The sequence below is a fragment of the Segetibacter aerophilus genome (assembly GCF_007991655.1).
Lineage (GTDB): Bacteria > Bacteroidota > Bacteroidia > Chitinophagales > Chitinophagaceae > Segetibacter > Segetibacter aerophilus.
In genome coordinates, this window is the sequence record NZ_BJYT01000001.1 from 145012 (window position 1) to 157477 (window position 12466).

The following is a 12466-nucleotide window of genomic DNA, read 5'->3' on the forward strand; positions in this document are numbered from 1 at the left end:
ATGTTACAAACCTTAAGCGAAATATTTAAACTTAAAACGATTGAAATAGACGAGAGCGGCGAAAGAATTCCGCTTCATTCACACACGTCGAAAGAGCAAGGCGAGTTCTTGCAGGATATGTTTGATCTGATTAATCCAAATACATCGTTAGAGGTAGGATTTGCGTACGGAATATCAACTTTATTTATTCTTGAAAAACATCGTCAAAATAATTCATCAGAACGATGCCATATCGTTATAGAACCTGATAGCTACTGGGGCGCAGCAGCGGTTCATAATATTCAAAAAGAAGGATTAATAAAGTATTTGGAGATAAAAAAAGATTTTTCTGATAGAATATTAACTTCCCTATACCTTCAAAACCATCGCATTCAATTTGCATATATAGATACTACAAAGAGATTTGATATTGTAATGCAGGATTTCTATTTTATTGATAAAATGACAGATGTCGGAGGCGTGGTGATTTTAGATGATTGCGGTGGAGGATGGCCAGGAATACAACGTGTAGCTAGGTATGTGAATAGTCTGCCACATTATAAACTATTAGGGAAGCATGGTCAAACCCGGCAGAGTGTAAAAAGAAGCCTCATCTTAGGACTGGCTAATATATCATTGAGGTTAGTTCCGTTAAAAGAACAACTAGTAGAAACTTCTAGTTTTAAGACTAACAAAGAGTTGGGCTTGAATTATGCCTGCCTCGCTTTCAAAAAAATATTGGAGGATGACAGAAAATGGGATTGGGACAAGTCGTTTTAATTCTTGTGTTGCAATAGCATGAAAGAAGCAGCGGTGGTTAGTATTTTGATGACGGCGTATAACAGGGAAAATTTCATCAAAGAAGCAGTAGAGAGTGTACTGTCGTCGACATTTGTCGATTACGAATTCATAATTGTTGACGACTGTTCCAGCGACAATACTTATAACATTGCGAAGGACTATGAGCAAAAAGATAGTCGTATCACGGTTTACAAAAATGAAAAGAACCTGGGTGACTATCCCAATAGGAGGTATGCCGCTTCTTTAGCGCGCGGCAAGTATATAAAGTTTGTAGACTCTGACGACGTGTTGTATCCGCATGGGTTGGAAGTAATGGTAAGAGGTATGGAGCAGTTTCCATCGGCTGGCTTTGGGATGATCTGGGGAGATACGATAAGTGAACCGTCCCCGAAACTTTATACTCCTCACGAAGCATATTATTCATATTTCTTTAACAATAGATGGATGCAGGTGGGCCCCTCGGGGGTTATTTATAAAAGAGAATGTTATGAGGCAGTCGATGGTTTTGATACATTGCCTTATATAAGCGATTTTGATCTTAATTTGAAACTTGGTGCTCGTTGGTCCGTTGTCCGTTTGCAAACAGACTTGTTTTTTTATCGTGTCCACCAGGGGCAGCAACTTGACCTCGGGCAGCAATTAAAAGGGTATCCTGTTCTTACCTACTTAATCCAGAAAAAACATCTGGAGTCGCCTTTTTGTCCCTTAACAAAAGAAGAAAAGATACAGGCTTTGCTTATGATTGACAAATTGCAGGCACGAAGATCTCTCCTTCATCTTTTAAAAAGTTTTAATTGGAGGGAGTTTAAGCTTTTAGTTGAGGCGAGTGGGTTAGGATGGGTTGGATTTAGAAAAGGTATTGTTCAAACATAATTGGTGACATGAGTTATCACAAAAGGCGAGGAAGTTGTAAAAAACAATTAAAGGTTTAAGAGCCACCTAAATTTAAGACTTCAGCATATGGACTTTGACCGCACAGAATATATTCTCGCTCCTTGCGGGTTGGAGCAGGAATTGAAAATCTTATTTCCACGCAAAAAATCTCTTACTATTTTTGAAATTGGTGCATGCGAGGGAGAGGATAGTGTCAAATATTCAAGACTTTTTCCTGAAGCGAAAATCTATGCATTCGAGCCTTTGCCTGCTAACATACCACTAATTCAACACAATTTTCTTAAGTACGGAGTTAGAAATGCTTCCTATTTCAATAAAGCACTTTCAAATAAGGAGGGACAAGCCGAATTCTATGTCTCATCTGGAAGACCAGATGAAGCCCTCGAATCAGACTGGGATTATGGCAATAAATCAAGTTCCTTGCTACAACCGGAAAAGCACCTGGAAACAGCTCCCTTTATTCAATTTAAAGACAAAATTGTAGTCGAAACAATAACACTTAAATCCTTCTGTATAGCAAATAATATCAAGGCTATTGATTTTGTTCATATGGATGTGCAAGGGGCAGAACTGATGGTGTTAGAAGGGGCAGGCGACTTTATTTCATCTATAAAAGTTATTTGGCTCGAAGTATCAAAGGTGAATTTTTATAAAAACCAGCCATTGGTGGCCGATGTTAAGAAATTTATGTCAGAGAATAATTTTGTTCTAATTAAAGATGCTGCACATGGAATACAAGGAGATCAATTATATGTATCGAAAAATTATTATTCTAACCTGAAGATTTTTTTAATAGGTAAACAGCTTTATCTAGAGTCATTGTTAACTCGTGCATTACGAAAACCAGGATTTAAGTAACAACACTCAAGTGCTTGTTTTTCACTACTATTATGCTAAAAGCTTTTAATCTCCAGATAAAGAAAGTTACTTCATTAAAGGCCGAAAAGAGGTATTACGAGAGCGTTATTAGAGGTCTTGAAGAATTAAATAAAATAAGAATCGAAGCAGATGAAACAGTCTTAAACAAGTCAATAGAAGGCCTCGTATTCTCTAAAGACCGGCCCATGCAATTGCATGCATTATTAATGTCTTATTTTAAAAGGGCATCCAATCCTGCTGCAATAACTATTTTATTTAAAGCATCAAATCAAGACTTCAGCAACGCATATAAACAATTGATGAATGAAATGGGGAGTTATGCTGTTAATTTTATTGAGGAAAGCAATTTTTATAGCCAGGTGAATGAATGGGTAAAAACTAATAAAGCGGGCAGAATATTTTTTCTCACGGACGATGCGATTATTTTAGAAGAGTTTGATATGAATGACGTATTGCAATTTAATCCGCTGTCTACAATTTTCTCCCTTACAAAAGGCACCGACCTTACTTTTTGTTTCAATCATAACCGTCCTCAAAGTCTGCCTGATTTTAAAAAGATACCAAATACTAATCATTTGGATCAATATTTCTTAGATTGGGTGTGGGAAGACATGCCTAATTCTCCTGATTGGGCCTATCCATTATCGTTGGACGGAACTTTTTTTTTAAAGAAGGAAATGGAGGTTTTAATAAGAAATATAAAGTTTAGAAATCCTAATACTTTTGAAGCGAACCTACAGGTTTTTGTACGGGCTTTTTTACCTAGAAAAGGCGCTTGTTACCCTAAAGCGAAATATGTAAACATTCCTTGTAACCTTGTTCAGACGGAGGTTAAAAACCGAACGACAACTGCTTATACCGTTGAAGAGCTTAATCGGATTTGGAATACAGGAAAGCGAATTGACATTATGAAGTTCCATCTATTAGATGCACAGTCCGCACAGACAATGAAATTTGAGTTTGCATGAGTAATGCAATGCCTTTGGTAACTATTGCTATTCCTTTTTTCAACCCCGGCTCGTATGTCATCGAAACTTTGGATAGTGTTTATAACCAAAGCTACTCCAACATTCAATTGATTTTATACAATGATGGTTCTACAGATAACTCACTTGGGTTAATACACAAATGGCTGGAGCATAAAAATGATCGGTTTAAGAACCTGGTTGTAATCGACGAGAAGGTAAACAAAGGTGTTGGTTATGGTTGCGATATCATGTTTAGAAGGAGTTCAGGCATTTATTTCCAAATGCTTGGGGCAGACGATCTGATTTATTCTGATAAGATTTCCAACCAGGTGCAGCTGTTGGATCAAAACATCGAGTGTGGGATGGTTTATGGAAATATGAACAGGATAAATGAAAATGGCAGCAATTTAGGGAAGGATTATTTTACCTGGCAACGGTTTGCAACGTTTGCAGAAGAAAATCCTCCTTCTGGCTCTATATTCAATCAACTGATACAGGAAAACTTCATTCCAGCGTCTTCTGTTTTAATTAGAAAATCTGTTATTGAAGAAGTGGGTGGATATGATTCTAAATTAAAATCAGAGGACTGGGACCTTTGGTTAAGAATAGCAAAGCGGTATAAAGTTATTGGAGTAAATGAATTGTTTGGAGCTTATCGTATTTTGCCTACCTCGGCAATGCATTCCTCAAGAAATAAAATACATGTTCTTGAATCATTAAATGAAGCATTAGTTAAACATCAGGGAATATCAAAAGGAATTGATACTGTAATAAAACGCCATTTATACAAAAACACCATTGAGATGTACCGGCTAGGGCGAATTTCAAAAAGATGGGCAAATAATTTATATACTTACAAAACGGGCATAAAGCCCCTCGTTTATTACCTTCTGATGACTTTTGGTATCATGGTAAATCAAAAGAGATAAAGTGAACGTTTGTTTATGTGTAAGCTGGTATTTTCCTAACTCGGTCGGCGGCACAGAAACATATGTTCAAGCTTTAGCAAGGTATTTACAACAAGAGGGGCATGATGTAATAGTTTTGAAGCCGGGCCATAAAGACGAGGAAAATTATTTTTATGAAGGTATTGAAATTCGAAGTTTTTTTCCAGGTACTGATTTCAAGAGGCGGATGTATTTAGGATTGCAAGCACCGGAATTAACTGATTTTGAAGAAAAACTTAAGGCAACAAGTCCGGATGTTATTCATTTTCACTCGCTGACCGGACCTTCTGGTATATCAATCTCTCATATTGAAAAGGCTCGCAAAATAGCGGCTAAAGTTTATTTTACTTTTCATCTGCCTCATCTTACCTGCGCTACTTCCACCTTTAAGTACTTGAAAAAGCACGATTGCGAAGGAGTCGCAGAGCCAAAAAAATGTGCAGAATGTTTATTTGCCCATAGCGGTTGGCCAATACCGGCAGCAAAAGCATTAGGAGCGTTTTCCACTAGCCTCAATAAAAGAAATATAAAAGTTTTAGGATATAATCCTCTTTTCACCAGGCTCGGTTCTGCTGTATGGATAGAACTTAGGAAGGAGCAGTTAGGCAAGTTGAGTTCGTTATGTGACAAGCTCATTTGCTTGTCTTCCTGGTTTTGTAAGGTCCTGAAAAAAAACGGGGTTCCAAAAGAGAAGCTTGCTCTCTTTGAACAAGGCGTTCTTATGGAAGTAGGAAAGCCTGTACGAAAAGGCAACCCACAGATAGACGTATCAGAACCTGTTAGACTGGTTTTTTTAGGAAGACTAGACCCGATAAAAGGATTATCACTTTTATTATCTGTTATTAAGGAGTTTGACGAAGAAGAATTTATTATCGACCTATATGGTCCTATAGACCAAGGCTATTGGCAGCAGCTAGAACCTTACTTTAAAAAAGGAAATATACAATACAAAGGGATTTTGAAGCGGGAGGAAATCTTACAAACGTTAAGTACCTACCATGCAATGGTAGTGCCCTCATTGGTAACAGAAATGGCGCCTCTGGTATTGCAGGAGGCTTTTGCTGCAAGTATTCCCGCTATAGCTTCAGATGTTGCCGGTAATGCAGCTTTTGTAATACCCAATGTAAATGGGTGGCTTTTTAAAAGCGGAAATACGGAATCTTTAAAAGAAGTCCTTTCATGGTTATTGAAAAATAAAAATGAATTGACGAAAGCAAGTAACAATATGTACCCCGTACGAACTATTAAAGATATCGGGGGCGAACACCTGGAGTTGTATTTGAGCTAATGAAAATACTGATTGTGATGGATCCGGGGATATTGGTGCCGCCAAAAGGGTATGGTGGACATGAGAGATTAGTCGCTTTGTTTGCAAGAGAATATCAACGGGTTGGTCATGAGGTGCATCTTTTGGTCACTGCCGGTTCCTTTGTCGAAGGTTGTATAACGCATGCGTTTGGGAAAGAGGGTTTTCCTCCAAAACATTCTGATGCCTTAAAGGCAATTCCAACTGCATGGAAATTTTTGTGGGCACATCGAAATGACTTCGATTTGATCCACAATTTTGGACGATTGGTCTACTTATTACCCGTTCTAAATAAACGGGTAAAGAAGATAATGACTTATGGAAGAGAAATAAGTAAAAGAAATATTCGGTATATAAACGAGCTTCCTTTAAATAACATCGTTTTTACAGGTTGCAGTAACAATCTTGTTTCAAGAGGTAATGTAGCCGGTAAATGGAAGACTGTTTATAATGCTATTGATTTTAATAAGTATCAGCTACAGGAAAAGACAGTTGCAGAAGCACCGTTAATTTTTTTAGGAAGGATAGAAAAAGTAAAAGGATGTCATACTGCAATTTCGATCGCAAAAGCAACAAATAATAAACTTATTATCGCAGGCAATATCTCTCCACTTGCAGATGAACAGGAATATTTTAAACAAGAAATAGAGCCCTACATCGACGGCAAACAAATTTTGCATGTGGGCCCGGTAAACGATATACAGAAAAATGGATTTTTGGGGCAGAGTAAAGCGCTGCTTTTCCCTATAGAATGGAATGAGCCTTTTGGAATAGTGATGATAGAGGCAATGGCATGCGGAACACCGGTCATTGCTTTTAACAAAGGGTCTGTTGAGGAAGTTGTTGATGAAGGGTGCACCGGTTATAAGGTAAATACTGCCGCGGAAATGAAAGACGCGGTGCATAGAATACATAATATTGATCGCCGCAATTGTCGTGAACACGCAAAGAAGAGGTTCGATGTCAAGGTAGTTTCAGCACAATATCTTTCGTTAAACAGATAATAAATGAAGTTTATAAAAAAACTAGATGGCCCTGATTTTTCAGATTATTATTATTGAATGATTATTTGTATGATGTGAGAGGCGAACAGATGTGTTACAACCGGAAGTTAGGATGAATATTTAATTTTTATAATCACATATAACCTTTTACGTATTTCAAGATTAGTAAATCCTACTCCAAAAAATATCAGCTCATCTTGACCCGGTTGGGTACAAGTTTACGAGGTTACACATCTGCTACAATAAAAAATGGTTAATGAAAGTTAATGCAGCATTTAAGGCCTCAAGGAGGTCAGGAAACATTTTATTAACGAAATAATTGAAAAAGAAAAGATCAATTCCTATTCTGTTTATCCATCTTGGTTTAACAAATGAAACATTTGGTTCAAAAACGGTAGTAATTTGAAGATCGTTTTAATTACTACAGGCCAGCCTTCTGTAAATCCACGCGTCGTAAAAGAAGCTGACGCCCTTACTTCGGCTGGCCACGATGTTATTGTCTTATTTAGTTTCTGGATACAATGGGCAAATGAAGCAGATGTTAAACTTTTAAGTCATGTAAAATGGGCTTATAAACTTATTGGTGGTAGTCCAAATAAAAATAAGGCCATTTATTTTTTTACAAGGGCTCGTTTTCTAATCTGCAAGGAATTAAATAAAAAGTTTGGAAACAAACATTGGTTCGCTGAGAGAGCGCAGGCAAGATGTTTTAATGAACTGTTGCAGGCAGCCCAGTCACTTAAGGCAACATGGTACATAGGGCACAACCTAGGGGCTTTAGCGGTGGCAGTGATAGCTGCTGAGTTCCAGGATGCATCGGCAGGCTTCGATTTCGAAGACTATCATCGTGAAGAGAATACTGATATGCTCCAGTATGAGCATCAGAGAATTGTATACCTCGAGGAAAAATACATACCGCGGCTTAATTACGTAAGCACTGCGAGCTCATTAATAACTGCAAAAGTTAAGCAACACTTTCCATTCTTCTCAAAGCCCCTGATTACCCTTTTAAATTGTTTTTCATTAGCTCAGCAACCTTCATTCAATCAGAAGGCAGATAACGATAACACTCTCAATCTTTTCTGGTTTTCTCAAACTGTCGGTACAAATCGCGGATTGGAACTGGTTTTAAATGCTTTAAAAGCCCTTAACGACGAATCTATATTTTTGACACTGGTAGGACGGTGTACAACTGAAACAAAGGAAAGTTTCCAGCGAATGGCGGGCGGGGCAAAAAGAAATATTCATTTTGCCGGAATTGTTGAACCGGTTAAGATTATTAACATTGCCGCGACGATGGACATTGGGTTAGCATTGGAACCCTCTATCCCAATAAACAGGGATATTTGTTTAACGAATAAAATTTTTACGTACCTGCTTGCTGGAAATGCTGTTATTCTTTCAGATACAAGCATGCAAAAGTTATTCAATGAAAAGTATAATATCGGTCAGTGCATTGAAGGAAATCAAGCACTATCATTGGCAGAAAAAATCAAGACTTATAAAAACAAGAAAATACTGAACGCGCAGCGTCAACACAATTATCAATTGGCACATCAACTCTTTAATTGGGAACATGAGTCAAAAAAACTACTGCAGCTGCTGTCTTGAAAACTATTCTTATCATCTCCCCGCACTTTCCTCCATCAAACCTCGCAGCGGTTCACCGTTCCCGTTTGTTTGCACAACACCTTCCTTCATTTGATTGGAACCCAATCATCCTCGCCGTACATGAAGATTTCTACGAAGAAAAATTAGACTGGAACCTGCATCAGCTTTTGCCGAGCCAACTAAGAATTGAAAAAGTAAACGCGTTTAAAACTACTAAACCCAGATTAATAGGCGATATAGGATTACGAGGTTTTTTTCAATTATATAAAAGAGCAAAGCAATTAATTGAAGACGAACATATAGACTTTTTACACATTCCTGTTCCATCATTTTATGTTTCCTTATTGGGTCGTTGGTTACATCATTCAACAGGTATAAAATATGGGATCGATTATATAGATCCTTGGGTGCATCGTTTTCCCGGATCTGATAAAATATTCTCCCGGCATTGGTTTACTACCCAAATAGCTAAATTTCTGGAGCCAATAGCCGTAAAAAAAGCTTCGTTGATTACAGGTGTTGCAGAAGGTTATTATAAAGGAGTGCAGGATAGAAACCCGGATTTGGTAGAAAAATGTGTATTTGCAGCAATGCCTTACGGTGGGGAACGGGCGGACCACGATAAGGTGGAAAGCATGCATTTGAAAACATACCTGTTCGAGAAAAAGCCTGGTAAGATACAACTGGTATATGCTGGCGCCATGCTTCCAAAAGCCTATGCACCTTTAGACCGGGTTTTTACTGCTATCGCTAATTACCTGGATATCTTCACCGACCTTGAAATCCATTTTATTGGTACCGGTAATTCTGCCAACTTTGCAACTGGTTTTAATATAAAGCCGATTGCCCAAAAATATGGTTTGTGGCAACGCGTAATTTTTGAATATCCCGCACGTATACCTTACCTCGATGTGCTTGTTCATTTAAATGCTGCAACCGGCGTGTTTATTTTAGGGAGCACAGAGCCTCATTATACACCTTCAAAAGTTTACCAGGGGGTACTATCAAAAAAGCCAATTTGGGCTGTTTTGCATGCTCAAAGTACCGCTTGTGCGGTATTGGCGCAGGCAGGGGCCGGAGTTGTTTTAGAATTTGACGGTGAAGCGGACTTAGATAAGATTTCTAAAACTCTCAGGGGGAGTTGGCAGGCTTACCAAAACTTCTCGCTTCAATACGATTTTCCTAAGGTTAATAAAACAGAATTTAAAAAGTATTCTGCCGAAAACGTGACAGCTATCCTTGCAGAAAGCATTGAAAAAGCTTCGGCGATGCAATAGAAACTGAAAGTGTCGTGATAGCTATCGGAATGTGAGGCCGTAAGACTGACGGAATCAGAAACGGTTGATGCTATGAAAAGTGATGTTGGTAACAAAAAAGAGAAACTGGTTGGATACGGGACAGCAAATGAATCTTAAAAAAAAACGCCTTGCGATAATCACTTCTCATGCTATACAGTATAACGCTCCTCTTTTTAAAGCAATGAACGAGGATAATAATTGTTTTACAATCAAGGTTTTTTATACCTGGAGTCAGTCTAATGAAAAGGTTTTCGACAAGGAGTTTGGATTTGCTTTTGATTGGGATATTCCGTTATTTGAAGGATATGATTACACGTTTGTGGAAAATTCCTCATTAGACCCCGGTACACATCATTTTAGAGGAATTATTAATCCTACATTAAATGATGAAATTGAAGACTGGAAAGCGGATGCAATGTTGGTATTCAGATGGAGCTTCGTTAGTCATCTAAAAGCAATGAGGCATTTTTATAATAAGGTACCTGTATTATTTAGAGGCGATTCGACTTTAATTGATGAACCATCTGGATATTCTTTAAAAAAAATAGTGAGGCGCCTCTTTCTGAACTGGGTTTATAGTTATGTTGACCGTGCATTGTATGTTGGTAATGCCAGTAAAAAATATTTTTTGGCACATGGAGTGAAAATGACACAGTTAATTTTTTCCCCACATGCCATCGACAATGATAGGTTTTCAAGTGAAGAATTAAACTATAGTGAAAAGGCTCAAAGCTGGCGTATGAGATTGGGTATTAGGAAAAGTGATGTTGTTTTTCTGTTCGCTGCAAAACTTACAGCAAAAAAAGACCCCGAGTTGTTAATCAAAGCTTTTCTTGCTTTATCGATGGCCAATACTTGGTTGGTAATGGTAGGCAATGGCGAATTGGAAAAGCAACTAAAGGATAAGTACTACTCTTATCCCAATATCATTTTTATTGATTTTCAAAATCAAAGTGTGATGCCTGTTGTTTACCGACTGGGTGATGTTTTTATATTACCATCAAAAGGGCCCGGAGAAACGTGGGGTTTAGCAATAAATGAGGCAATGGCTTGCAAGCGTGCGGTAATTGCCAGCGACAAATGTGGTTGCAGTGAAGACCTGATCATCAATGGCAAGAACGGTTACATTTTTCAAAGTGGGAATGAAGAAAGCCTGAAACGATCCATGGAACTGGCCGGGAAGAATTTTAAAGACTTGGGAAATAATTCGGGTAAGATGATTAATGATTGGAGCTACTCAAAGACAGTGGAGCATTTGAACACGTTCTTTGAAAATAAATAGGTTTGATGAAGAGAATCGACATTAGTGGATTAGGGGGATTAATGATACTTCTGGCTGCGTTCTCTATCGCGATGCCAAACAGTTTATACCTTTTGCTTGGCTACGCTGTTTTATTGATAATTATGGTTTTTACCTGGAGGCTTTACTTGCCTAATGTCTTTACATTCCTTATGGTATTTCATTGGGTACAGGTGGTGTCATATATTTTTTTTGTAAATAGTTCATGGCATGGTGACATGAACTTTCTTACAAAATCTTCCGCGTCAGCTCTACTATATTCCTTAACGGGCCTTATCGTGATGTCATTTGTTTTTTCTGAGGTCGCTTATAAAAACATTCAGGTTTCTATTGAGGTATTTGAAGAGGCGTTGGACAAAATAGATCCGCGCAAAGTGCTTTACCTGTATCTTATTCTATATTTCTTGTCAGGGGTATTAAGTCGTTCAGCGTTTGCATTTGGCGGATTAACGCAGGTGTTCATAAACATAGCTTTACTAAAATGGGCCGGCTTTGTATTGTTAGGTTACCTCAGTTTTAAATACAAGGAATACCGCATTTTCTTTGCAGTAGCATTTATACTTGATTTCGTCGGCGGCTTTTTCAGCTTTTTTTCGTCGTTCAAAGATGTCTTTTTTTACACTGCCGTTATTGTAATGACCTTCATCTCAAAAATTGACTTTAAAGTGAGTCTTAGATCAGTGGTAGTCGTTACATCGTTGTTTTATATGGCCGTAGTTTGGACGGTTATAAAGGGTGACTACAGAAGTTTTTTAAATGAAGGTAGCGGACAACAAGTTGTGAATGTATCCCAGGAAAGAGCTTTTGATAAATTATCAGGCTTAGTTTCATCTGTTAACAAAGAGTCTATAAATGAAGGGGTCAGGTCTTTTTTTTACCGGTTACAGTACGTGTACCATTTTGCAAAAAGCATTGACATGGTTCCTGCCAATATTCCGTACCAACATGGGGCAGTGTGGCGTGAAACTGTTGAATTTGTGGTAGTACCGCGAATGTTAAATCCGAATAAAGGTTCTTTGGATAATTCGTTGAAGGCAAGTAAGTTTACCGGTATCCAGTTTTCTGGCGCTTCGCGTGGCGTATCTTTCAGCCTCGGATATTTTGCAGACTGTTATGTTGATTTTGGCGTTCCAGGTATGTTTATAGCGCTTGCAATAATTGCATTTATTTTTGCTAAAATCTACCGTTTTTTCCTTCTTAAGGCCACTGGCAACATAGTCGTGAACTACGCCATTGTTATCGCTTTTTTCGTTCAGTTTAGTTTTTTTGAAATGGATGGTACTTTTATGTTTGGGAGACTTTTTACAAGTTTTATTGTTTTTCTCGTTCTCAAGTACACTCTCTTTTCGAAAATGGAGAAATTTATCAGCTATTAAAGTATTTTAACTGTTTCCTTTTTGTTCAATAGTAACACTTTTTGAATTTAAAGTTGGCTCATGCTTGTTATTGACACCAACGTTTAAGTTCTATTGTTCGTGG

At 37.9% G+C, this 12466-nt stretch carries 11 protein-coding genes; all 11 read left to right on the forward strand.

Annotated elements, in window-relative coordinates; all coding sequences use genetic code 11:
- The 11 genes from SAE01_RS00575 to SAE01_RS00625 all read left to right on the forward strand — a co-directional run bounded on the left by SAE01_RS00575 (position 1) and on the right by SAE01_RS00625 (position 12363).
- Positions 1-759, forward strand: a complete 759-nt coding sequence (locus SAE01_RS00575) for a class I SAM-dependent methyltransferase (protein ID WP_147201582.1) — start codon at positions 1-3, stop codon at positions 757-759.
- An 18-nt stretch (positions 760-777) separates the two neighbouring features.
- The gene (locus SAE01_RS00580) at positions 778-1653 is read left to right on the forward strand and encodes a glycosyltransferase family 2 protein (RefSeq protein WP_147201583.1); all 876 of its coding nucleotides are present in this window, start codon (positions 778-780) and stop codon (positions 1651-1653) included.
- 87 nt (positions 1654-1740) lie between these two features.
- Positions 1741-2532 (forward strand): FkbM family methyltransferase, encoded by a 792-nt coding sequence (locus tag SAE01_RS00585; RefSeq protein WP_147201584.1) that lies wholly within the window; start codon positions 1741-1743, stop codon positions 2530-2532.
- A 32-nt stretch (positions 2533-2564) separates the two neighbouring features.
- The gene (locus SAE01_RS00590; protein WP_147201585.1) at positions 2565-3521 is read left to right on the forward strand and encodes a hypothetical protein; all 957 of its coding nucleotides are present in this window, start codon (positions 2565-2567) and stop codon (positions 3519-3521) included.
- Complete coding sequence (locus SAE01_RS00595; RefSeq protein ID WP_147201586.1) at positions 3518-4450, forward strand: glycosyltransferase; 933 nt, start codon at positions 3518-3520, stop codon at positions 4448-4450. Before SAE01_RS00590 ends, SAE01_RS00595 begins: the two co-directional genes overlap by 4 nt.
- A gap of 1 nt (position 4451) precedes the next feature.
- The gene (locus tag SAE01_RS00600; protein WP_147201587.1) at positions 4452-5756 is read left to right on the forward strand and encodes a glycosyltransferase; all 1305 of its coding nucleotides are present in this window, start codon (positions 4452-4454) and stop codon (positions 5754-5756) included.
- The gene (locus SAE01_RS00605) at positions 5756-6778 is read left to right on the forward strand and encodes a glycosyltransferase (RefSeq protein WP_147201588.1); all 1023 of its coding nucleotides are present in this window, start codon (positions 5756-5758) and stop codon (positions 6776-6778) included. Before SAE01_RS00600 ends, SAE01_RS00605 begins: the two co-directional genes overlap by 1 nt.
- Before the next feature lie 402 nt (positions 6779-7180).
- Complete coding sequence (locus SAE01_RS00610) at positions 7181-8389, forward strand: glycosyltransferase family protein (RefSeq protein WP_147201589.1); 1209 nt, start codon at positions 7181-7183, stop codon at positions 8387-8389.
- The gene (locus SAE01_RS00615) at positions 8386-9666 is read left to right on the forward strand and encodes a glycosyltransferase family protein (RefSeq protein ID WP_147201590.1); all 1281 of its coding nucleotides are present in this window, start codon (positions 8386-8388) and stop codon (positions 9664-9666) included. The genes SAE01_RS00610 and SAE01_RS00615 overlap by 4 nt, the downstream gene beginning before the upstream one ends.
- An 82-nt stretch (positions 9667-9748) precedes the next feature.
- The gene (locus SAE01_RS00620) at positions 9749-10969 is read left to right on the forward strand and encodes a glycosyltransferase family 4 protein (protein ID WP_246113127.1); all 1221 of its coding nucleotides are present in this window, start codon (positions 9749-9751) and stop codon (positions 10967-10969) included.
- Positions 10970-10974: 5 nt separating this feature from the next.
- Positions 10975-12363: a hypothetical protein gene (locus tag SAE01_RS00625; protein ID WP_147201591.1), complete on the forward strand. Its 1389-nt coding sequence runs from the start codon at positions 10975-10977 to the stop codon at positions 12361-12363.
- Positions 12364-12466 lie beyond the last annotated feature (103 nt).

What these genes read in the sequence shown, in the direction of transcription:
- SAE01_RS00575 (WP_147201582.1), top strand. Translation starts at nt 1, where the DNA reads ATGTTACAAACCTTAAGCGAAATATTTAAACTTAAAACGATTGAAATA.
- SAE01_RS00580 (WP_147201583.1), top strand. Translation starts at nt 778, where the DNA reads ATGAAAGAAGCAGCGGTGGTTAGTATTTTGATGACGGCGTATAACAGG.
- SAE01_RS00585 (WP_147201584.1), top strand. Translation starts at nt 1,741, where the DNA reads ATGGACTTTGACCGCACAGAATATATTCTCGCTCCTTGCGGGTTGGAG.
- SAE01_RS00590 (WP_147201585.1), top strand. Translation starts at nt 2,565, where the DNA reads ATGCTAAAAGCTTTTAATCTCCAGATAAAGAAAGTTACTTCATTAAAG.
- SAE01_RS00595 (WP_147201586.1), top strand. Translation starts at nt 3,518, where the DNA reads ATGAGTAATGCAATGCCTTTGGTAACTATTGCTATTCCTTTTTTCAAC.
- SAE01_RS00605 (WP_147201588.1), top strand. Translation starts at nt 5,756, where the DNA reads ATGAAAATACTGATTGTGATGGATCCGGGGATATTGGTGCCGCCAAAA.
- SAE01_RS00620 (WP_246113127.1), top strand. Translation starts at nt 9,749, where the DNA reads ATGTTGGTAACAAAAAAGAGAAACTGGTTGGATACGGGACAGCAAATG.
- SAE01_RS00625 (WP_147201591.1), top strand. Translation starts at nt 10,975, where the DNA reads ATGAAGAGAATCGACATTAGTGGATTAGGGGGATTAATGATACTTCTG.